The following is a 20848-nucleotide window of genomic DNA, read 5'->3' on the forward strand; positions in this document are numbered from 1 at the left end:
GGTTATTTCCGTAGTCAGGTACGGAGTCAAGCGGTATGAAAAACACTGCGGAAAGCCTGACCATTGGCGTCTTTGCCAAGGCAGCCGGGGTTAACGTGGAAACCATTCGGTTCTATCAACGCAAAGGGCTGTTGCCCGAACCGGACAAGCCCTACGGCAGCATTCGTCGCTACGGCGAGGCGGATATTGCACGGGTGAAATTCGTGAAGTCCGCACAACGGCTGGGCTTCAGCCTCGATGAAGTGGCCGGACTGTTGCGGCTCGATGACGGTACGCACTGCAATGATGCGCGTGTGCACGCCGAGCAGAAGCTCGAAGACGTGCGGGGGAAACTTGCGGATCTGCGGCGGATCGAGTTGGTCCTGGCGCAGTTGGTTGATGACTGTTGCGCGAGCCACGGGACGGTTAGCTGCCCGCTGATCGATTCGCTGCATGGAATAGATAGCCACGAAAACTTCGCGCCTTAGCCTACGATTTCCCGTTTCATTGCCCCCCTGTTTGTCGGCTTGAACAGGAAAAGAGCGGCGCTCAATGAGCCCCGTTGACTGGCCAAACCTACGGTCTGCTTTTAGCCACGCTCTTACCCTACAGAGCCGAGAGTCCTGATCACTTCGAATGCAAATGATTGGTCAGTTGCAACGCAAATGGGTGGTCAAGTGGGGTGCAATTTCGCAGTTTTTGAGTGTGAGCGCGTCAATCAGCGGTTAAAGGGGATTAAGGTCTGAGATGCAAGGCGGTGTAGTTCGGACGCTTACCTTCAATCCACAAAAAAAGGCGCCACTAGGGCGCCTAAGCCGTCTCCAAACCAAAGGAGAAACAAGGAGACGGGGTGTATCGGGGATACCGGACAGTTGATGCCGATGGCTAATGCCCGTTAAAGGAGTTGCAGTGGATATTCAACAATCAGTCTGACCTCGTCCAAATCAGATTCGAAATCGGTAGCTCGTGTCGTTGCTTGGCGGACACGTAAAGACATGTCCTTCAGTGAGCCTGACTGGATGACATACTTAGCCTCGATGTCTCGCTCCCAACGCTTTTGGTCCTGCAATGGGGCACCGTCCGCTCCGCGACGCATGTACACGCTGTTTGCGTTGGAATAGTCCGCATCCCAACCCTTAGCGTAGCGGGTCATGAAGCTCAGACCGGGGATGCCGAAAGCCTGCATATCTAGATCGTAGCGCAGCTGCAAGGATTGCTCTTTCGGTGAGTTGAAATCGCTGTACTGAATGGAGTTATCCAAAAAAATTGAGTCGGACTGGCGAAGGTAGTCAAAGTCGTCGTTACCATTATTGCGCTGGTAACCAACGGTCACGGCGTGCGCTCCGAATTTGACCCCGGTCTTGCCGCTCCAGATCTTGTTATCGAAGCTTCCCAGAAGTTTTTCACCCTCATCAACCGCTCGGTAGTAATTAAAGCCGCCAATTAGCGATACGCTTTCTGAGAGTGGATAGCTCAATGTGGTGCCCGCGTAGTATTGGTTCCACACATCCTTGAATTGGCTGGTGTAAAGACTCACACCTACGTGTTCATTGACCGTGTAATCGCCCCCTAGATAAGCGATCCATGGAGCATCTACTACACCGGCGTAAAAAGTTGAAAAGCCGTCACGCATGCTACTGGAATTGGGTTGGCTCATCGCATGCAGCCGGCCCCCCTGAAGGGTCAGGCCTTTGATGCTGGTATTAGTGAACGTTGCACCCCGGAAACTCTCCGGGAGAAGTCGGGAATCCCCATAGGCAACGACAGGCGTCGATGGAAATACGTCGCCTACCTTGACGACTGTATCCAGGAAACGCACTTTTGCGGCCCCGCCTACTTTTGAGTAGGAGTCTTCAGGTTGGCCTTTGCTATTGTGCGGCAAGACATCGACTGAGCTACGGGCTCCCGAGCGACCATCACCTGAATCGAGCTTGAGGCCTTCCATTGCAAACGCATCAATGCCGAAGCCTACGGTACCTTGAGTAAAGCCTGATTCGAATCGGCCAATGATGCCATGAGCCCATTCGGCTGAGTAACCATTGCCCGTGGGGCTTGATTGACCCTTTCGATAATCACGATTGAGATAGAGATTCCGATTGAGAATACTAAAGGTGCTCCCCTCAATGAACCCTTCAGGCTTTTGCTCCACAGCTACTGCAACTTGCCCCATGCTCATGCCAAGGGAAATGAGAGAAAGACCATAAATGCTTTTATTGTTCATTTAACACTCCAGGCTTTAGCTTGGCAGAGTTTCTTTATGAAATATTTTTTATAATTATAAAAGCCACCAGCACGTGAGGATTTCTCCTACGTGCCGGCAGACATAATTTCATACAATAGATAACTCCAGCGTGACCTGAAAATTACTTCTGTGTCAGCGAACAGCAAGCAGGCTCAAAACATACCGAACAACCTTGCGCAGTCAGGGCTAACGCTAATTAACTTCCGTGAGGGCAGTTAGTACCCATAACCTTGTATTCCAAGGTGTTGAGCTTGCCCGCCGAATCTTCATAGGTCATGCGCGAAGGGGCTACGCCACAGGTTTTATTGGCTTGAGTGGTACTGATTACCTTCTGGACATCGAGGTTCATTCCGTATTCATAATGAACAACTTCAGGTGTCGCCTTTCCGTTTTCTAAGGCGTACTGCTCCATCGCCTTCTGGTTCTCTTGCATCATTCGACCATAAACACGGTCACCACCTCCTTCAGCCATGGCCAAAGAAGACATGGTCAAGATGGAAGCGGCAAAAACAACTTTTAATAATTTCATGATTTTCTCCTAGTGCTCACTTACTTCTGACTAGAGGATAACCAGTGATGCCTTTCAGGAAGCTGCCGCGAATATTACATATCTGTAAGGCCTCTCGTAGAGCTCGTGAGTTCAACTATTTAAAGTTTAGCTTTATTGGCAGAGCACGCTGAATGCATCATACGACCATCAGAAATCAACTCGTATCCCACCTGGAGCATCTAGAGATTTTTTATAAAAATGCATATCTTCCTATTATGAAAAGCGGCTTTGACCGCTACAGGCGGATGAATCGTTTGGGCGTAGCTAAATGAGACTACGAACGTGTCACAAAAGCCTCATGGGCTGCGGAAATTAGGCACTACGTAGAGCACCGAAAACGCAATCGGCAGGATGGTCTTTAACAGCAATACGGTCTCGGAGGATAGGTTTTTATCTTATCCTTAACGTCATCGAAGATGACATTGAAGCTGTGCAGCAGGCGCTCCGTTTGCAACATTTGATCGTGAAGGATCTCAAGCAGGACAGCACAAACTACTGCCTGCCCAAGGATAAAGATAAAGCCTTCGAATCTTGAGGTTGTTTTCTCCAGCACGACCAAACCCGCTGACGATATCGGCAGGGCGAGCATTTTGCCGTTGATGTCGCCCGAAGCTTCAATAGAAGTGATTTTTCGTTATGTCGTGGGGCGGTGGCGAGACTCGTCCGACTGGCGTACTGTGGACCATCGGCGGCGATGGGGCCAAGAAGGGTCGCCTCATAAACTTGGCTTGAACTCTTGCTGTGTGGATAGCCAGTTAACTGCGTACTCACTGCGTCGTCAATTTGAGCCGACCAAGTGCCATCTCTAATCCAACCCACACGAATTCGTCGCTCTCAAATACCCAAAGCTTCCAAATTCCTATTTCTTACTGCGCTCAAGACAGCCATCCGGTCTTCTGTACCTGAATCCATATCAGGTACGGTGCCATGCTCCAGATCCTTACCCACATTAGCGAAACGCGGCGCTGGCTGTTTTCACTGCTACTGTTCTTGTCAACTGCGTCCCACGCGGAGACGTGGGTCATTACAAACCGAGCACATCCAGTATCCGCACCTTCTGGCGCTCGCGTCATCTTCCTGGATGATCAGCAGCGCCTTGAAGAACAACTTTCCAACCAACTACCCGCCGATCCACGCCAGGCAGAAGCGGCCATTCAACGCTACCTTGTCAGCCCTGCAGGGAAGCATCTGCAAAACGAGTTGGCCCAAGCCCAGCAGGGCGTCATAGACGCCTGGAGCCTGCGAGTCGAAAAACTCCCAGCCGTGGTCGTAGATCGTCGCTACGTCGTGTACGGCGAGCCTGACGCAGCTAAAGCCGTCGCGTTGATTGAACGAGCACGGAGCCTGTCACGATGAGACGCTCACGTTTTGCGATCCGGCCTTTGTCGCTGGCTATCACTTTCAGCCTGTCATTCAGTGCATCGGCTGCGATCAACTCGGCAGCGATTATTGCCTCGACCCTGTCACCAACCTGCCTGGAGTACAAAGTGGTCGGCATCTGCTATTGGCTGCTCTGCACGCCATTCGGATGCAAAGTCAAAACCTCGACCAAGGTTCGTCACTACGTACCGGACGCTGTGGTGTCTGCATATGCGAATACCGGGATGAACCCTTGGATAGAGATGTCACCTCTTGGCACCCCGAATCCGATGGCCCAAGCGGGCAACGACGGCACTACCAATCACGTTGCAGAGAACAACATCATCAAATTTAAGGAAGCCGATGTCATCGGCCATCCAGGTGGTGCGGCGTTGAGTCAGTTTGCCAGCGCCTCGGGCTATGTATGCAAAGGCGCAACCTTACCGCTTGTGCCTTACTTTCTGAGCACCCTTGACCCCATTGCTTGGCGATACGGCGTCCCGGAATCCGTATACCCCGAAGCACTCATTCCGGGCATGCGCGAAGTCGGTAGCCTGCTCTCAGCAAGCAGCTGGGGGAACGTCTACCCGCGTAGCGGCTTCCTTAACCAGACTGACGACTACAAAACGGGCGCAGTTATTGCGCAGCGTGCCGGCGACGTGGTTACCCGCCCAGGCCAGGTCCATGTCTACTTGCCGATGCTCGCCCTTCCCTACCCCGGTTACTGGCCCGCAGGGCCGCTACGCGAAGGTGACGCCTCCACTGGTAAGTGGCAAGAGCTCACCCCAGTCCTCAACCCGACTTGCGCAACCTTTCCCACCATCGATCCGAACATCGATGCGCAGGATGGCGGCTACGCCTGGGCACTCTGGCGCCCTTATTCGTGTTGCCAGCGTCGAGGACAGACCTTCCTCGGCAGTACGGACTTCCAATGAAACAGCGATCGGAGCAAAGCATGAAACTCACTACCTTGGCGATAGGGCTCGCCTGCAGCCTCAGCAGTGCAATAGCGCTCTCTGCTGATCCAATCAACGTCTCCTCCTCCGGAAGCGTCATTGGGGACAACGTGCTGTATAGCATTGGCGGCGGCAACGCAGTCACCATGGGGAGCGCAGGCAACATGGATAGTATTTCTGTGGGAGGCGGTTGGAATACCAATCTAATCTGCGGAAACATGAGCCTGAGCACAACCCTTGAAAACCAATTGAATGGTGCCACTTCCGGCTTCAAAAACATCATGAGCTCGGTGGTACAGAGCGCCACCAGCGCCGTGGCTTCGCTGCCGGCACTGATTCTTCAACGTGCGAACCCGGCGCTATACAACCTCATCACCAACGGCATTTTGCAGGCCCGCCTGGACTTCGACCGCTCCAAAGGCACCTGCCGCGCCATTGGCGAAAAGATGGCGGATATCGCCGGTAACCAAATGGGCTGGGGCAAGCTTGCTGAAGGTCAGGCTATGAGTCAGGCGCTAACATCCAACACAGACGCAGTGTCGGCGGTGGAACAAGTCGAAAAGAAAGGTGGAAACGATGGCGTCACTTGGGTTGGTGGTGATAGAGCAGGTGGTTCCGGTCAGAAGCCAATTCGTATCGTAGGCGACGTCACCAAGGCGGGCTACAACCTTCTGAACAAGCGCGCGGCCGGCGACACCGCATCCATCAGTAAAGCGAACTGCAACAACGGCATGGTGTGCAATGTCTGGTCATCGCCCCAGGAAGCCACCACCTTTGCCAATCGTGTCCTGGGTGAACAACAACAGCAGACCTGTGACAGTTGCCCTAAAACGGTGACAGCCGCAGGCGTCGGCCTCACGCCGCTGATCCAGGAAACGTACGACACCAAGCTGAAGGCCCTGCAGGAACTGCTGAGCGGAAGCAAAACGCTGTCGCTAGAAAACCTGGAAGCAGCGAGCAGCAACTCGTTACCCATCACCCGAGGCGTTGTAGCAGCACTCAAGGATGAGCGCGACCAGGACGTACTCGCTCGCCGGCTTGCCTCCGAAGTCGCGTTGTCCGATGTGTTGGAGAAAGCTCTGACCCTACAGCGCACCTTGATGGCAGGCAGTCGGGAACCGAACGTCGCGGCTAATGACCTCGCCGTCCAGGCAGTCGGCCAGCAGAGCTCCTCGCTGCAACAGGAGATCGGCAACCTCAAAATGGAACTGGACATGCGTCAGCAGCTCGCGAAGAACTCGCCTCTGACCATCATTGAACGCAGCAAAGCACGGGCAGAAGACTCTCGTGGCGTGTCCCCGGGAGCCCCAGAAACGAATCGATTGGACCAGTTGCAGTCACCCGCCCAGAACAAACAGTGAGAAAGGCCATGACCGAAATACAGGAGCCTGTCGCCGCTCCCAACCGTTCGCTGGTTCGACGAACCGGGAGGAGCATTCTGCTTGTTCTGGGTGTTTTGCTCGCGACTGCCGCCCTCGTAGTCCTACTCAGCGCTGTCCTGATGAACATGTTCGACAGCGCCGAGCAATGGCAAGCCTGGCGCACCGACCACTATTGGCCGCTCTTTACCTGGCGCCTAATGCTTTATATCGCACTGACCGTTGCCTGGTTCAAATTCAAGGTACGGTTATCGAACTCAGAACGCTCGAAACGGCGCAAAGGCCTGTTGAAGATCGAGATAATGGTGATCTTATTATTTCTGATGGTTGAACTGAGCAAGGTGCTGTATCAGGCAGGGGGTGTTCTGTGACGCTCTACACCAATGACTATTTAGAGTACTACCTGACGTTGGTCGGTTGGATCATCAACAATGGTATCTGGGCGATGATTTCAGATACCGGTCTATTCGCCCTCCCCTTCTGCATCATCGTTATTCGAGAGTGGCTGAAAGTCCGTGGTGAGGGGGCCGATGAGGGCAACAAAGGCGTTCTCTCACTGGCACGTATCGAAACCAATATCTACGTTGGCTACATCGTAGTCGCATTCTTCGCTGTACCAGCCGTCAATGTGAGTTTTGATACCTTGGCATTTGACCAGAGTAGAGCTCAGCAATGTCAATACAACTTACCTAAACCCACAGACACAGGCTGGAACACAACATTCAGCTCACTGGCAGGAAAGAGTGCCCAGATGCCCATGTGGTGGGCATTAATGCATGCATTATCAAAGGGATTAACCAATGGCGCTGTAGCAGCAATTCCCTGCGGGACTGATTTACGGCAAGTACGCATGGAAGTTAGCAACACCAAGATCAACAACCCGCTATTGGCTCAGGAAATTGGCGACTTTACGCACGATTGCTATGGACCCTCCCGTGCCAGATTATTCATGCGCCAACCCGAATTGGGAGCGCAAGGGAATGACCCTCGTTTTGCGCAGGAACTCAGCTGGATTGGTTCGCACTATTTATTGAACACCTCGGGTTATTACGACACGGACTACTCCAAAACTCCAAGGGCATCATGGCCCTATAACGCATCTCGTGATGTGGGTTTACCACAAGTGGGTGGAGGTGGGGGCTATCCAACTTGCAAACAATGGTGGTCAGATAGCGGAGTGGGACTGCGGGACCGTATCAAGGCTCAAGTGTCGCCGGACCTCATGACCAAAATGCTCGGCTGGGCAAAGTGGTTGTCCCCGGACGAAGTCACTGACTCGCTTGTCCGGCAACTGGTCTCGCCGTCGAACCAGGTGAAAGGGGATGTTTATACGGACTACGGGGGACAAATCGACGGAACTGTGTGGAATGGTGCAGCCCGGGCAGCGGGGACTCTCGGGGTTGCATTAGGATCTATGGCCTATTTTCCAGCGATGGACATGGTTCGCCAGGCGCTACCGATGGTCATGGCGTTCTTGAAAATGGCGATGGTGATTTGCATTCCCTTGGTGCTAATCGTCGGGGCTTACCAACTAAAAGTGGCCATGACTATGTCCGTTGTTTTTTTCGCTCTGATATTCGTGGACTTTTGGTTTCAACTGGCTAGATGGGTCGATACCACGATATTGGACGCTTTATATGGAGCCGGTTCTCCGCATTTATCATTTGATCCTGTGATGGGTTTGAACACTGCCACCCAGGACGCAATCTTAAACTTCGTGATGGGCTCGATGTTCATCATCCTGCCAGTGTTTTGGATGGGCGCGCTGGGATGGGCAGGGGTGAGCGCAGGAAAAGCATTGGAAGGCCTTACCAGCGGAACAAAAGATGTTCAAAAGGCAGGTCAGGAAGGGGTGAATACTGTCAAACGTAGCGTTATGTAACGTAAGGGTCTCATATCATTGATATGAGACCCTTAATCATCGTCGTCTACACGTTGACCAGCAACATAGTACCCATAGCCATCGGGGCCATAGCATTGACCATACTCTATCTGGTTTCTGCGAGGCGTAGGTCTGTGATTCAACGCCCAGAGCCCTCCACCCAAAACCAAGGTAAATACTGCAACGCTGATAATCCCGCTGAAAATGTCTGCAGAAAAATATAGGAGTACGGCAGCCACAACCAGACGCTTGACCCAACGCAGGGTACGGTTCTGACTGCACCAAACGAGGCGCGCAGCCTGACCCAGGCCATAGCCTAAGCGACTTGCTACTCCCTGAGAGGTCTGTGCGGTCATGGTGCGTCTCCTTCTTACCCGGTCTAGGGGCGATTTGACATTACTTATAATACCGATTTTTCTATGCTGCAAGATCATGAGACAAACGGCCTTTGCCTTCAGCACCAGATGCCCCCCTTTCACAACAAAAATGGCCCAAAAGGTAAAAGGTTTTGTAGAAGCGAATGGAATGGTTCACAAGGGTAAAAGCCTTACCCGAAAGGGCCGCTTTCAGCGGGAAAAAGGTCCAATCTCATCAACGCATCTCGCGAGTCGAATAAACTTCAACTAACTCGTCTTCTGTAAAATTACTAAGCAAAGAAAAGTATTCAGCTCTGGACTCAACCGTCAACGGTTGGATAGAACCTAAATTAATAAGAGTTGAAACAGCCTCGTCAGGAGTCATTTCGCTAGTAAGTGGGGCTCTCTGCCCAGAGTAATAAACCTTGTCAGACGCAATAGCTACATCCAGCAGTTCACGTACTTCACCATAACGAGCGGAACGCGCAGCGGTTAGAAACACTCCATCAAAAATGACCAAGACGCTATCAACGTGAGGAATAATATATTTAGCTAAGGCCACAACCAGAGGAAGGTTGTTGTCCCACCTTGCTTCCTCATCATCAAGATCATTCCCTACACTAGCAAAAAGAATGATCTCATCACACTTATTGTCACGTATCAAATCACAAAGTGCCCAAACATTATCTGAGGTTGATTTCGTAGCGTAGCGAAGTGAAACCATCATTTTTTCCTCACATAGTCGATCTGCGGCCCCGTGCCCTTAGACCGAAACGACGATAATTCTGCATTCCTTTCTCCGTCACCACCATAGAAAGATGGCTCTTCGCCAAAAGAAATACCCGAGGCAACCAGTGATCCTTTCCCCTTGCTCGCCCCCCCTTTGATAGGAGAAAAGCCTGCCCCATGAATCATTTACGGAGCAGGCGATGTTCTCTATTTTCCGCCGCAATAAAGCGCTACCCGCCCAAAGCCCCTCCCCTAACGGTTTTATACAGCCGGCCTCTAGCCAAGCACTACTGGCATCGCCGCGCCGTCAGAAACTACTGGAGAACATTTGGCAGCGCGCATCGTTATCTCGCTCACAGTTTGTCGAGCTCTATAGGCGTCCACTTGAGCGCTACGCGGAGTTGGTCCAGCAGCTCCCTGCTTCGCAAAACCACCATCATGCACACCCTGGCGGCATGCTGGATCACGGGCTTGAAATCGTCGCCTATGCCTTGAAAATTCGACAGAGCTACCTGCTTCCTATAGGCGCACCGCCGGAGTCTCAATCAGCACAGGCTGAGGCCTGGACTGCCGCCGCGGCTTACGGCGCTCTGATACACGACCTCGGCAAGATCGCCGTCGACGTGCACGTCGAGCTGGCAGGAGGTAAAACCTGGCACCCGTGGCACGGCCCAATCGATCGTCCCTATCGATTCCGTTACGTGAAAGGACGCAACTACCAACTTCACGGAGCCGCTGCCGCACTGATCTACGCGCAGATCCTCTCCTCAGAAATCTTAGATTGGCTCAGTAATTTCCCCGAAGTGTGGTCGCAGTTAATCTTCATTTTGGCTGGTCAGTACGAACATGCCGGCATTTTGGGAGAGATCGTGGTCAAGGCCGATCAGGCGTCCGTCGCACAGGAGCTCGGTGGAAATCCAGCCCGCGCGCTGTCCGCGCCCAAACAGTCTTTGCAGCGTCAATTAGCAGATGGGTTGCGTCACCTGGTCCGAGATACATTCAAACTGAATCAACCCGATGGACCGTCAGATGGATGGCTGACACAGGATGCTCTTTGGCTGGTTAGCAAGCCTATTGCTGATCAATTGCGAGCCTATTTGCTGACCAAAGGCGTTGAAGGTGTACCCAGTACGAATGCGCCTTTCTTCAACATGCTGCAAGATCAGGGGGTAATCCAAACCAATGCCCAAGACAAGGCAATCTGGAAAGCCACGATAGACAATGGTCGTGGCTGGCGAAACACCTTCACCCTGCTGAAGCTCTCACCGGCACTGATCTGGAATGATCCAAGTGATCGGCCCACAGCTTACGCTGGGACTCTTGAGGTAGAAGCTGGCAACCCGGTAGAAGACTCTGCAGCTGAAAATACCGTCGCCACACCGGCCAAAAAGTTGCCTTCGGAAATTCAATCCAGCCCTGTGCCGGCGCCTTTAGCACCGGCACAGCCATCACCGTTCGAACTACCTCAGCATTCCTCGAGCAGTACAGATGAATTTGACGAGCTACTGGCGCTCCTTGGTAACATCAATGAGCCATCAGAAGACACCAAAAACAAAGCGGTCTCAGCGGCACATACCGCGCCTCCGAAACTGGATGAAATCCAGCCTTCCCAAACCTCCAATCAAGGAGGTGCGCCTTTAGCAATAATCGAAGAAGTCACTCCGATGCCTAGCAATAACACCGAGATCGGTCAGGGATTTGTTGAATGGCTTAAGAAAGGCATCGCATCCCGGACCATCATTATCAACGATACCAAAGCGCTGGTTCATACCGTAGCAGGGACCGCTATGCTGGTAACGCCTGGAATTTTCAAACGCTACGTCCTTGAATTCCCCCATATCGAACAGCAAGCCAAAGTACAGCAAGTCAGCGCCTGGCAGCTGGTTCAACGTAGTTTCGAGAAACAGAAACTTCATCGAAAAACGCATAAGAGTTTGAATATTTGGACCTGTGACGTTGTTGGACCTCGAAAATCCAAGCAGCTCAAGGGGTACTTACTACTAGACCCGCGAACAATCTTCTCTGAGGTCCCTTTCGACAATATCAGCCTGTCCTTGAAGTCAGAAGCAACGGAGCCGCCACAATGACGACGCCCTCGAATCTGACGGAGGAATACATCTTTGCCCATGATCTGCGGCCTGCCAGTGCAAAGATCTATCGCGCCTCGACCAAAGCACTACTCAAGCATTTCCGAACGGCCTCAGTTGAGGAGATCGATCATCGTGCGGTTCTGACATGGCGAAAAAAAGTCCTTGAGAACGGATTATCCAAACGCAGCTGGAACACCTATTCAAATCACCTTCGAACTGTTTGGGGCTACGCCATAGAACACGGCCTGATGACCCATACCACGATCAACCCATTCAAGAAAACCAGCGTTATCCCACCAAAGCGAGCCAGCAAGACAATCAATGGAGACGCCATCCAACGAGCACGCAACTGGCTCATATCCCTTGTAGGCCAAGAACGTTGTACGCATGAACGTAGCCAGATCACACCTGCCTGGTTCTGGCTCAGCGTCTTCGAGATGTTTTATTACACAGGCATACGTCTGAATGCCCTGCTGTGCCTGCGTTACAAAGATATCGACTGGGACAGCCAGATGATCTTGGTCCGCGGTGAAACAGAGAAGACCCATCGGGAGTTTTTCCTCCCCATTATGGAAGGACTCGCTCCACACTTATCCAGGATCTTGGGGGAGGCCGAGAAAATCGGTTTTTCACCAGACGATCAGCTGTTCAACGTCAACAGATTCTCTCGTCACTTCCATGGCAAGGAAATGAACATCGACCAGGTGGAGTCAATGTACGGCAAGCTCACCGATAAGATCGGCGTGCGCATGACCCCTCACCGCTTCAGGCACACATTAGCAACAGACTTGATGAAGCAGCCTGAGCGAAACATTCATCTCACGAAAAGCCTGCTGAATCATTCGAATCTAGCGACAACGATGAATTACATAGAGGCGGACTACGACCATATGCGTGCTGTTCTACATGAGCGGAGTCGGGCTCAGGGCGCTCTGAGCCGAGTGACACGGGTTGATCCAAGTGGCAAACCCTCTGCCCCCTTACCCGCCAAAATAGGTGTGCATTCACAGGAAACCGCTCAACCAGAGCCCAAGAAGCTGCCAGCTCCACAACAATCTAGCAGCACAGAGGTCAGTATTGATCGGCGGACCAAGTCGACTGGCCGAAGCGCGCTACAGAAGGCTCTCGAGCTCGCATCTGCGCAACTGCATCGCGAGTCAATGACATGCTCTATGGACCCACCAGTAGATCAAGTAGAGCAGAGTCTACTATTGACGCTAATGGCGAGCGGGCTTGGTGTCGGCACATTCAGGAAACGCACCTCAACTGAGCATTCAATGCGAAGCTCATCATTTTCCAGAGCATCGCCCTAGTACGCTCATAATCAAAGCGCACTGGCTATAGGGAATTCTGGTTGGCCAGAGGCTTTCGCATGCCCGGAATAAAGAACCAGGTCGAAATCCGGATTTTTTCCAGACGAACGGTACGACTTTGCTCAAGGCACAAAAAAAGGCGTCATAAAGACGCCTTTTTCATTAAATATGGTCGGGGTAGGGGGATTCGAACTCCCGACATCCTGCTCCCAAAGCAGGCGCGCTACCGGACTGCGCTATACCCCGGAATGCGCATCGCAAAGCCTATGCACATTGACATCATGACGAACCGAAACTACTGTTCGCCTCAGACGGCTGCATGTCTACGGCGATATCTAAGTGCTGTAACACTTTCCAAAACCGTAAAACCGCCTCTATCAGAGCTAGAACCTCTGATTTTAAGATTTGATTCCAGCGTCAACTGGTCTCAAAAATGGTGGGTCGTGTGGGATTCGAACCTACGACCAATTGGTTAAAAGCCAACTGCTCTACCAACTGAGCTAACGACCCAAATATGGTCGGGGTAGGGGGATTCGAACTCCCGACATCCTGCTCCCAAAGCAGGCGCGCTACCGGACTGCGCTATACCCCGGTTTGAAATTGGCTCCGTGACCAGGACTCGAACCTGGGACCCAATGATTAACAGTCATTTGCTCTACCGACTGAGCTATCACGGAACTACATATTTCAAAGTTACTGCTGTGTTGCTTCCTCTTCGACCCTGTCCGTATCGCTACGTTAGCGTCTCTGAGGCGCGCTATTCTACAATCTTAAAAACCCCTGTCAACCCTTTAAATTGCTTTTAAGACAATGATTTGCGCTTCTTTCTGATTTCTTCTTGGGGAGAAGAAACCCGTGGGCTGACGTTGCTGCGGGGCGCACTTTACAAGCCTTTGCCTTACAGTTCAACGCCCTATCGAAAAAAAAGGCCCCGCAATGCGGGGCCTTCTATGGTTGCGCCAAGCGCAGGGCTTAATGGAAGACGATTTCGTCGTCTTTCACCGTCGCCGTGACGCGGGTGCCAGGCATAAAGCTGCCCGACAGAATCAGCTGCGCCAGTGGGTTCTCGATCCAGCGCTGGATTGCACGTTTGAGTGGCCGTGCGCCATACACCGGGTCGTAACCGACCGCGATCAGCTTGTCCAACGCTTCGCCGCTCAGCTCAAGGTCCAGTTCGCGCTCAGCCAGACGGCTACGCAGGCGGCCCAACTGGATCTCGGTGATGCCCGCGATCTGATCCCGCGCCAGAGGCTCGAAGATCACCACTTCATCGACCCGGTTGATGAATTCCGGACGGAAGTGCGTGGTCAACGCGTCCATCACCGCCGCACGCTGAGCTTCACGATCACCCACCAATTCCTGGATCTGTGCCGACCCCAGGTTGGAAGTCATCACGATCACCGTATTGCGGAAGTCCACCGTACGCCCGTGGCTGTCCGTCAAGCGACCATCCTCCAGCACCTGCAGCAAGATGTTGAACACATCCGGGTGCGCCTTCTCGACCTCATCCAGCAGGATCACCGAGTAAGGCTTGCGCCGCACGGCTTCGGTCAGATAACCGCCCTCTTCATAGCCTACATAGCCTGGCGGTGCGCCGATAAGGCGAGCCACCGAGTGTTTCTCCATGAATTCGGACATATCGATCCGCACCATGGCCTCTTCAGTATCAAAGAGGAACTCGGCCAGGGCCTTGCACAACTCGGTCTTACCCACACCGGTCGGGCCGAGGAACATGAACGAGCCGCTTGGACGGTTCGGGTCGGACAAACCTGCCCGGGAACGCCGTACCGCGTTGGACACCGCCACCACGGCCTCTTCCTGGCCGATGACGCGCTGATGCAACAGGCTTTCCATCTTCAGCAACTTGTCGCGCTCGCCTTCGAGCATCTTAGACACAGGAATACCGGTCCACTTGGAGACTACTTCGGCAATTTCTTCCTCCGTCACCTTGCTGCGCAGCAACTGGTTTTCAGGCTTGCCGTGCTGGTCGACCATCTGCAGGCTGCGTTCCAGGTCCGGGATCACCCCATACTGCAACTCGGCCATGCGGTTCAGGTCGCCTTTGCGGCGCGCCGCTTCAAGTTCCTGGCGGGACTGCTCGATCTTTTGCTGGATCTGCGCCGAACCCTGTACTTCGGCTTTTTCCGAGGTCCAGATTTCTTCGAGGTCCGAATACTCACGTTCCAGGCGGACAATTTCTTCCTGGAGTTTTTCCAGGCGCTTCTTGGCCGCTTCGTCTTCTTCTTTCTTCAACGCCTGGGATTCGACTTTCAGTTGAATCAGGCGCCGATCCAGGCGATCCAGCACTTCCGGCTTGGAATCGATCTCCATACGGATGCGGCTTGCCGCTTCGTCGATCAGGTCGATAGCCTTGTCCGGCAACTGGCGATCGGTGATATAGCGGTGGCTCAATTTGGCCGCCGCAATGATCGCACCGTCGGTGATCGCCACCTTATGGTGGACCTCATAGCGCTCTTTCAGGCCACGCAGGATCGCGATGGTGTCTTCTTCGCTCGGTTCTTCCACCAGCACTTTCTGGAAGCGACGCTCAAGGGCTGCGTCCTTTTCGATGTACTGACGGTATTCGTTGAGCGTAGTAGCGCCGACGCAGTGCAACTCACCGCGCGCCAAGGCGGGCTTGAGCATGTTGCCGGCGTCCATGGAGCCTTCGCCTTTACCGGCACCGACCATGGTGTGCAATTCGTCGATAAACAGAATGATCTGCCCTTCCTGCTTCGACAATTCGTTAAGCAAGGATTTGAGGCGCTCTTCGAACTCACCCCGGAACTTGGCACCGGCAATCAGCGAGCCCATATCCAGAGACAGCAGGCGCTTGCCTTTGAGGCCGTCTGGCACTTCACCATTAATGATGCGCTGGGCCAGGCCCTCGGCAATCGCGGTTTTACCCACGCCAGGTTCACCGATCAACACCGGGTTGTTCTTGGTGCGACGTTGCAACACCTGGATGGTGCGACGAATCTCGTCGTCACGGCCGATCACCGGGTCCAGCTTGCCTTCTTCGGCACGCTTGGTCAGGTCGACGGTGTATTTGTCCAAGGCCTGGCGCGACTCCTCATGGTTAGGGTCGTTCACCGCCTCGCCGCCACGCAGGTTGTTGATGGCGTTTTCCAGGGCTTTCTTGCTCACGCCCTGGCCCAGCAACAATTTGCCGAGCTTGCTGTTGTCGTCCATGGCGGCGAGCAGCACCAGTTCGCTGGAGATGAACTGGTCACCTTTCTGCTGGGCCAGGCGGTCGGCCTGGTTGAGCAGGCGCGCCAGATCCTGGGACATATTCACGTCACCGGTGGGATTCTGGATTTTCGGCAGTTGGTCGAGCTCTTTGCTCAACTCCTTGCGCAGGCTGTTAACGTCAAAGCCCACCTGCATCAGCAAGGGTTTGATAGAACCACCTTGCTGTTCCAGGAGTGCCTGCATCAAGTGCGCAGGTTCAATGGCCGGGTGGTCGAGGCCCACCGCCAAGGATTGAGAGTCGGACAAGGCCAACTGTAATTTGCTGGTTAAACGATCAATACGCATTAGTCACCTTCCTTTTGAGCAGGCCGGAGCTATGAACAAACACATCCTGAATGAAGAAACCTGCCAGATACCCTTATAGATGGGGTGGATTCTGGGCGTTTCAAGCGGCGGACGGTTGATACAGGTCAGGACAGTCTAGCGTTCAAGCCAGATAAGGGAGGCGAATCGGCCTGTACGCGGGCTGCGGCGATAAGAAAAGAAACGCGGGTCGGTCACAGTGCACAAACCGCCACCATACACAGCGGAAACACCGCGCACTCCCAGACGCAGACGCGCCAGCTGGTAGATGTCGGCCATGAACTTGCCAGCGTTGTGGCTGGGAACAAAGGCTTCAGCGGTGGCCGGCAGTTGCTGCATGAACACTTCACGCACCTCCGGGCCAACTTCGAAGGCTTGCGGGCCAATGGCAGGGCCGAGCCAGACCAGAACGTCTGCGGGAGCGCTATCCAGGCTTTCGAACGCGGCCTCCAGCACCCCAGCGGCCAAGCCACGCCAACCGGCATGGGCTGCAGCAACGCGGGTGCCCGCTCGATTACAGAACAGCGCAGGCAGGCAATCGGCGGTCATGGATGTGCAGGCGATGCCAGCGGTGCTGGTCCAACTGCCGTCTGCCTCGACAGTACGGCCCGGATCGGCCTCAACCACCTGAGTGCCATGGACTTGACGCAACCAGGCAGGCTGGATATCGAAGGCGTCACTCAGGCGACGACGATTTTCAAGGACGGCCTCAAGGCTGTCCTCGACATGATCGCCCAGGTTGAGGCTGTCGAACGGCGCCAAGCTGACGCCGCCCGCACGGGTGGTGACGCAGGCTTTTACCCGAGCCGGCGCGGGCCAGTCAGGTATCAGCCAGTCATTCATCCGACAAACGCCTCGCGATCCTGCTTGAGCAGCGAAAGCAGCCAGACCAGATCGTCTGGAAGTGGCGATTCCCAGCTCATGCGCTTACCGCTCGTCGGATGATCCAGTTCCAGGAAGCGTGCATGCAGTGCCTGGCGCGGGAACGTCTTGAGCGACTCAACCATGGTCTGGCTGGCCGCCGGCGGAATACGGAAGCGGCCACCGTAGGCTGGGTCGCCGACCAACGGAAAGTTGATGTGCGCCATGTGCACGCGAATCTGGTGGGTACGCCCGGTTTCCAGCTTGACCCGCACATGAGTGTGGGAGCGGAAACGCTCCAGCACACGGTAGTGGCTGACGGCCTGCTTGCCGCCCTCCATCACCGCCATACGCTGGCGCTGCTGGCCGTGACGGCCAATGGGTGCGTTGATCTTGCCACCGGCCACAACGACGCCGATCACAATGCACTCATAGATGCGGCTGACGCTACGGCTCTGCAATTGCGTAACCAGTTGCGTCTGCGCCTGAATGGTCTTGGCTACCACCATAAGGCCGGTGGTGTCCTTGTCCAGACGGTGCACGATGCCGCAGCGCGGCACATTGATGATGTCCGGCACGTGGTGCAACAGGGCATTGAGCAAGGTGCCATCAGCGTGCCCGGCGGCCGGGTGAACCACCAGGCCCGCGGGTTTGTTGATGACCAGGATGTCATCGTCTTCATAGACGATATCCAGCTCGATGTCCTGGGCAACCCATTCTCCCTGGGCTTCCTGCTCGGCAGTCAGCTCAAGAATCGCACCGCCATGGACTATGTCTCGCGGGCGGATAACCGCTCCATCCACAGTCAGGCGGCCGTCTTTGATCCAGGCGGAAAGGCGCGAGCGCGAGTGCTCAGCGAATAATTGTGCGGCGACTTGATCGAGGCGTTGGCCGCCCAATTCGGACGGCACCTCTGCGCGAAGTTCAATTTTATCGGACATGCTCAGACTAGGCGTGGCGTAGCCTTTGGTTTCGGCTGCGCGCTTGTGGTTAAATACGGCGTCTTTTGCCCCGAGGCTTTCAACGGGGCGCTCATCATAACAGGACGGCCCCGCCCAAGACAGCGGCCGTCATAGGGACGCAAGCCGCCATGCAAGTGAAACACCTGCTGCTGATCGCCATCCTCGCCATGACTGCTGCTTGCTCGTCAACAAAGGACGTCGTCGACGAAAACCTGAGCGAAGTCGAGCTGTACCAGCAAGCTCAGACAGACTTGGACAATAATAGCTTCACCAGCGCCACAGCGAAGCTGAAGGCATTGGAGTCGCGTTACCCGTTCGGCCGCTATGCCGACCAGGCCCAGCTTGAGCTGATCTACGCCAACTACAAGAACGCCGAGCCGGAAGCTGCCAAGTCCGCTGCCGAGCGTTTCATCCGCCTGCACCCGCAGCACCCGAACGTGGACTACGCCTACTACATGAAGGGCCTGACCTCGTTCGACCAGGATGTTGGCCTGCTGGCGCGCTTCCTGCCGCTGGACATGACCAAGCGCGACCCGGGTGCTGCCCGCGACTCCTATAACGAGTTCGCCCAGCTGACCAGCCGCTACCCCAACAGCCGCTATGCGCCGGACGCCAAGCAGCGCATGATCTACCTGCGCAACCTGCTGGCTTCGTACGAGATCCACGTGGCCCACTACTACCTGACCCGTCAGGCTTATGTGGCCGCAGCCAACCGTGGCCGCTACGTGGTGGAAAACTTCCAGGAAACCCCGTCCGTGGGTGACGGCCTGGCCGTGATGACCGAGGCTTACCAGCGTCTGCACCTGGACACCCTCGCGACTACCAGCCTGGAAACCCTGAAGCTCAACTACCCTGACCACCCTAGCCTGAAAGACGGCCAGTTCGTGCCTCAGGTTGACGAAGCGGACAACCGTTCGTGGCTGAGCAAGTACACCCTAGGCCTGATCGAGTCCCGTCCACCGCTGCCGCCGGGTGAAACCCGCGCCAACCAGGACGTGATCAAGCAGTACCAGGACGCCAAGGACGCCATTCCTTCGGAGCTCAAGCCGCACGACGAGAACGGCGATGTGATCGAAGAAGAAGAGCCGCAAGCCCTGGGCGACAACCAGGACCGTTCGTGGTTCAGCTACATGACCTTCGGTGTGTTCGACTGATTGTTCGACGCAACGCAAAAGGGAGCTCTGAAGGAGCTCCCTTTTTTATGAGCGAGTATTTATTGCCCTGTGCGCCCGTGACCACCTTGGCTAAACTGGCGCATTCCTTGTCGAGAAACTGCCCATCATGCTTCGTCTACTGTTCTGGATTGCCGTCATTGCTGCCGCGGTATGGTTCTGGCGCAAATTCAAAAACCCTGCCTCCCGTCAGCAACGGCCTGCCGAGCCGGATGCAGCCCTGATGGTGCGTTGCGCTCACTGTGGCGTGCACCTGCCGCAGGACCGCGCACTGAGCTCACGTCAGGAATGGTACTGCACCCAGGCGCACCTGGAACAAGGGCCAAAGTCTATCCAGCGTTGAGGCGACCTGCGGGGGCGTAAGGCGCTGGATCGATGATCGGAGCCCGCGCCAGCAGCAAATCGGTGAACAACTGGCAAGATGCCGGTGCGAGTACCAGACCATTGCGGTAATGCCCACAATTGAGCCACAGCCCCCTGAAGCCAGGGACCTCACCGATAAACGGTATACCTTCGGGTGAGCCAGGCCGCAAACCGGCCCAATGCCCGACCACTTCGGCGTCCGTCAAGGCGGGAATCAGTTCCTGCGCAGATGCCTTGAGGCTTTCAAGCGCGGTGTCGGTCGGCGTCTTGTCGAATCCCTCATACTCCAACGTGCTGCCGATCAGGATGTGCCCATCCCGCCGCGGGATCGCATAACGCCCCTTGGCCAGGACCATGCTGGATAAAAAATCGGACGCGCATTTGTACAGGATCATCTGGCCTTTAACCGGCTCCACGGGTAGCCCCAAGCCCAGCGTATCCAGCAGTTGCCCGCTCCAGGCGCCGGCCGCGAGCACCACGTGACCCCCCAAAACGTGGCCCGTAGCGGTATTCACACCCACCACCCTGCCGCCGCCGAGTACAAAGCCCGACACATCGCATTGCTCGCGAATCGTCACGTTCGGCAACGCCAGCAGCGCCGCCTTCAATGACTTGACCAGGCGCGGGTTGCGAACATTGGCTACGTTGGCCATGTAGATCGCCTGGGAGTAGCCGCCCCCCAGCACCGGCACCGCGTCATGGGCCGCAGATACGTCCACTTTGCTCAACGGTCGCCCTTCACGGGCAGCCCAGGCCAGCGCTTGCGCTTCGTCATCCAGGTCGAGCCAATACAACCCCGTAATATGCACCTCTGGATCGACGCCGGTAGCAGCAAACAGCCGTTGCGCCAGTTGGGGGTAAAAATCCTGGGACCAATGGGCCAAGGCAGTGACCGCCTGGCTATAGCGCCACGGGTACAACGGCGAGACAATCCCACCGCCCGCCCAGGAAGACTCTTGCCCAAGCCCACCGCGCTCCAGCAGCGTGACCGCCTGGCCCTCACTGGCGAGGTTGTACGCCGTCAACAGCCCGATTACTCCGCCGCCGACAATCACCACTTGCTGTTGCTTAGCCATCATTTGATCCAGCCGATAAACAGG

Annotated in this window: 18 protein-coding genes and 4 tRNA genes; 10 read left to right on the plus strand and 12 right to left on the minus strand. The window is 55.0% G+C overall.

Annotated features, from left to right (window positions below; all coding sequences use genetic code 11):
• Positions 1-35: 35 nt before the first annotated feature.
• Positions 36-467, plus strand: coding sequence for an Hg(II)-responsive transcriptional regulator (merR, locus tag FXO12_RS14325; protein ID WP_003425050.1), 432 nt, complete (start codon positions 36-38; stop codon positions 465-467).
• A gap of 407 nt (positions 468-874) precedes the next feature.
• On the opposite strand, the gene FXO12_RS14330 is transcribed toward merR, so the two are convergent.
• Complete coding sequence (locus FXO12_RS14330) at positions 875-2200, minus strand: OprD family porin (protein ID WP_008432871.1); 1326 nt, start codon at positions 2198-2200, stop codon at positions 875-877.
• 217 nt (positions 2201-2417) lie between these two features.
• Positions 2418-2750, minus strand: a complete 333-nt coding sequence (locus FXO12_RS14335) for a DUF2790 domain-containing protein (RefSeq protein ID WP_008432869.1) — start codon at positions 2748-2750, stop codon at positions 2418-2420.
• Between the two features lie 948 nt (positions 2751-3698).
• On the opposite strand from FXO12_RS14335, the gene FXO12_RS14340 reads away from it, so the two are divergent.
• Genes FXO12_RS14340 through FXO12_RS14360 form a run of 5 tightly spaced genes read left to right on the plus strand, consistent with a single transcriptional unit; the run spans position 3699 to position 8347 of the window.
• The gene (locus FXO12_RS14340) at positions 3699-4127 is read left to right on the plus strand and encodes a TIGR03757 family integrating conjugative element protein (protein WP_008432865.1); all 429 of its coding nucleotides are present in this window, start codon (positions 3699-3701) and stop codon (positions 4125-4127) included.
• Positions 4124-5065 (plus strand): TIGR03756 family integrating conjugative element protein, encoded by a 942-nt coding sequence (locus tag FXO12_RS14345; RefSeq protein WP_008432863.1) that lies wholly within the window; start codon positions 4124-4126, stop codon positions 5063-5065. Before FXO12_RS14340 ends, FXO12_RS14345 begins: the two co-directional genes overlap by 4 nt.
• A 20-nt stretch (positions 5066-5085) precedes the next feature.
• Complete coding sequence (locus FXO12_RS14350) at positions 5086-6447, plus strand: integrating conjugative element protein (protein WP_024073345.1); 1362 nt, start codon at positions 5086-5088, stop codon at positions 6445-6447.
• 8 nt (positions 6448-6455) lie between these two features.
• On the plus strand, positions 6456-6836 hold the full coding sequence (locus tag FXO12_RS14355) for a hypothetical protein (RefSeq protein WP_008432858.1): 381 nt from the start codon (positions 6456-6458) through the stop codon (positions 6834-6836).
• Complete coding sequence (locus FXO12_RS14360) at positions 6833-8347, plus strand: conjugal transfer protein TraG N-terminal domain-containing protein (protein WP_008432856.1); 1515 nt, start codon at positions 6833-6835, stop codon at positions 8345-8347. Before FXO12_RS14355 ends, FXO12_RS14360 begins: the two co-directional genes overlap by 4 nt.
• A 32-nt stretch (positions 8348-8379) precedes the next feature.
• Here FXO12_RS14360 and FXO12_RS14365 read toward each other — a convergent pair whose 3' ends face one another.
• Both FXO12_RS14365 and FXO12_RS14370 read right to left on the minus strand, forming a co-directional pair.
• Positions 8380-8703, minus strand: a complete 324-nt coding sequence (locus FXO12_RS14365) for a hypothetical protein (protein WP_008432855.1) — start codon at positions 8701-8703, stop codon at positions 8380-8382.
• A gap of 235 nt (positions 8704-8938) precedes the next feature.
• Positions 8939-9427, minus strand: a complete 489-nt coding sequence (locus FXO12_RS14370) for a hypothetical protein (RefSeq protein ID WP_019821334.1) — start codon at positions 9425-9427, stop codon at positions 8939-8941.
• Between the two features lie 205 nt (positions 9428-9632).
• On the opposite strand from FXO12_RS14370, the gene mobH reads away from it, so the two are divergent.
• Both mobH and xerC read left to right on the plus strand, forming a co-directional pair.
• Positions 9633-11519, plus strand: a complete 1887-nt coding sequence (gene mobH / locus FXO12_RS14375) for a MobH family relaxase (RefSeq protein ID WP_008432854.1) — start codon at positions 9633-9635, stop codon at positions 11517-11519.
• The gene (gene xerC / locus FXO12_RS14380; RefSeq protein ID WP_008432853.1) at positions 11516-12835 is read left to right on the plus strand and encodes a tyrosine recombinase XerC; all 1320 of its coding nucleotides are present in this window, start codon (positions 11516-11518) and stop codon (positions 12833-12835) included. The genes mobH and xerC overlap by 4 nt, the downstream gene beginning before the upstream one ends.
• Positions 12836-13004: 169 nt before the next feature.
• Here the strand turns inward: xerC and FXO12_RS14385 are convergent.
• The 7 genes from FXO12_RS14385 to rluD all read right to left on the minus strand — a co-directional run bounded on the left by FXO12_RS14385 (position 13005) and on the right by rluD (position 18192).
• Positions 13005-13081: transfer RNA gene (locus tag FXO12_RS14385), tRNA-Pro, on the minus strand.
• Positions 13082-13269: 188 nt separating this feature from the next.
• Positions 13270-13345: transfer RNA gene (locus FXO12_RS14390), tRNA-Lys, on the minus strand.
• Between the two features lie 5 nt (positions 13346-13350).
• Positions 13351-13427: transfer RNA gene (locus FXO12_RS14395), tRNA-Pro, on the minus strand.
• A gap of 9 nt (positions 13428-13436) precedes the next feature.
• Positions 13437-13512: transfer RNA gene (locus FXO12_RS14400), tRNA-Asn, on the minus strand.
• Between the two features lie 295 nt (positions 13513-13807).
• Positions 13808-16372: an ATP-dependent chaperone ClpB gene (gene clpB / locus FXO12_RS14405; RefSeq protein WP_003188426.1), complete on the minus strand. Its 2565-nt coding sequence runs from the start codon at positions 16370-16372 to the stop codon at positions 13808-13810.
• 135 nt (positions 16373-16507) lie between these two features.
• Positions 16508-17233 (minus strand): peptidoglycan editing factor PgeF, encoded by a 726-nt coding sequence (gene pgeF, locus FXO12_RS14410; protein WP_034128049.1) that lies wholly within the window; start codon positions 17231-17233, stop codon positions 16508-16510.
• Complete coding sequence (gene rluD, locus FXO12_RS14415; RefSeq protein ID WP_003188422.1) at positions 17230-18192, minus strand: 23S rRNA pseudouridine(1911/1915/1917) synthase RluD; 963 nt, start codon at positions 18190-18192, stop codon at positions 17230-17232. Before rluD ends, pgeF begins: the two co-directional genes overlap by 4 nt.
• Before the next feature lie 149 nt (positions 18193-18341).
• Between rluD and FXO12_RS14420 the strand changes: the two genes are divergently transcribed.
• A complete protein-coding gene (locus FXO12_RS14420; RefSeq protein WP_034128050.1) occupies positions 18342-19367 on the plus strand; it encodes an outer membrane protein assembly factor BamD in 1026 nt (341 codons plus the stop codon).
• Between the two features lie 127 nt (positions 19368-19494).
• Positions 19495-19728 carry a PP0621 family protein gene (locus FXO12_RS14425; protein WP_034128051.1) on the plus strand — a complete coding sequence of 78 codons (234 nt, stop codon included), beginning with the start codon at positions 19495-19497 and terminating at the stop codon, positions 19726-19728.
• On the opposite strand, the gene thiO is transcribed toward FXO12_RS14425, so the two are convergent.
• Positions 19715-20824 (minus strand): glycine oxidase ThiO, encoded by a 1110-nt coding sequence (thiO, locus tag FXO12_RS14430; RefSeq protein WP_160049708.1) that lies wholly within the window; start codon positions 20822-20824, stop codon positions 19715-19717. The two genes, FXO12_RS14425 and thiO, sit on opposite strands and share 14 nt — an antisense overlap.
• Positions 20825-20848 lie beyond the last annotated feature (24 nt).

The sequence above is a fragment of the Pseudomonas sp. J380 genome, from assembly GCF_009827115.1.
Taxonomy (GTDB): domain Bacteria; phylum Pseudomonadota; class Gammaproteobacteria; order Pseudomonadales; family Pseudomonadaceae; genus Aquipseudomonas; species Aquipseudomonas paracarnis.

What these genes read in the sequence shown, in the direction of transcription:
- merR (WP_003425050.1), top strand. Translation starts at nt 36, where the DNA reads ATGAAAAACACTGCGGAAAGCCTGACCATTGGCGTCTTTGCCAAGGCA.
- FXO12_RS14340 (WP_008432865.1), top strand. Translation starts at nt 3,699, where the DNA reads ATGCTCCAGATCCTTACCCACATTAGCGAAACGCGGCGCTGGCTGTTT.
- thiO (WP_160049708.1), bottom strand. Translation starts at nt 20,824, where the DNA reads ATGGCTAAGCAACAGCAAGTGGTGATTGTCGGCGGCGGAGTAATCGGG.
- FXO12_RS14420 (WP_034128050.1), top strand. Translation starts at nt 18,342, where the DNA reads ATGCAAGTGAAACACCTGCTGCTGATCGCCATCCTCGCCATGACTGCT.
- xerC (WP_008432853.1), top strand. Translation starts at nt 11,516, where the DNA reads ATGACGACGCCCTCGAATCTGACGGAGGAATACATCTTTGCCCATGAT.
- FXO12_RS14370 (WP_019821334.1), bottom strand. Translation starts at nt 9,427, where the DNA reads ATGGTTTCACTTCGCTACGCTACGAAATCAACCTCAGATAATGTTTGG.
- FXO12_RS14350 (WP_024073345.1), top strand. Translation starts at nt 5,086, where the DNA reads ATGAAACTCACTACCTTGGCGATAGGGCTCGCCTGCAGCCTCAGCAGT.
- pgeF (WP_034128049.1), bottom strand. Translation starts at nt 17,233, where the DNA reads ATGAATGACTGGCTGATACCTGACTGGCCCGCGCCGGCTCGGGTAAAA.
- clpB (WP_003188426.1), bottom strand. Translation starts at nt 16,372, where the DNA reads ATGCGTATTGATCGTTTAACCAGCAAATTACAGTTGGCCTTGTCCGAC.
- FXO12_RS14365 (WP_008432855.1), bottom strand. Translation starts at nt 8,703, where the DNA reads ATGACCGCACAGACCTCTCAGGGAGTAGCAAGTCGCTTAGGCTATGGC.
- FXO12_RS14425 (WP_034128051.1), top strand. Translation starts at nt 19,495, where the DNA reads ATGCTTCGTCTACTGTTCTGGATTGCCGTCATTGCTGCCGCGGTATGG.
- FXO12_RS14335 (WP_008432869.1), bottom strand. Translation starts at nt 2,750, where the DNA reads ATGAAATTATTAAAAGTTGTTTTTGCCGCTTCCATCTTGACCATGTCT.
- FXO12_RS14330 (WP_008432871.1), bottom strand. Translation starts at nt 2,200, where the DNA reads ATGAACAATAAAAGCATTTATGGTCTTTCTCTCATTTCCCTTGGCATG.
- FXO12_RS14345 (WP_008432863.1), top strand. Translation starts at nt 4,124, where the DNA reads ATGAGACGCTCACGTTTTGCGATCCGGCCTTTGTCGCTGGCTATCACT.
- rluD (WP_003188422.1), bottom strand. Translation starts at nt 18,192, where the DNA reads ATGTCCGATAAAATTGAACTTCGCGCAGAGGTGCCGTCCGAATTGGGC.
- FXO12_RS14355 (WP_008432858.1), top strand. Translation starts at nt 6,456, where the DNA reads ATGACCGAAATACAGGAGCCTGTCGCCGCTCCCAACCGTTCGCTGGTT.
- mobH (WP_008432854.1), top strand. Translation starts at nt 9,633, where the DNA reads ATGTTCTCTATTTTCCGCCGCAATAAAGCGCTACCCGCCCAAAGCCCC.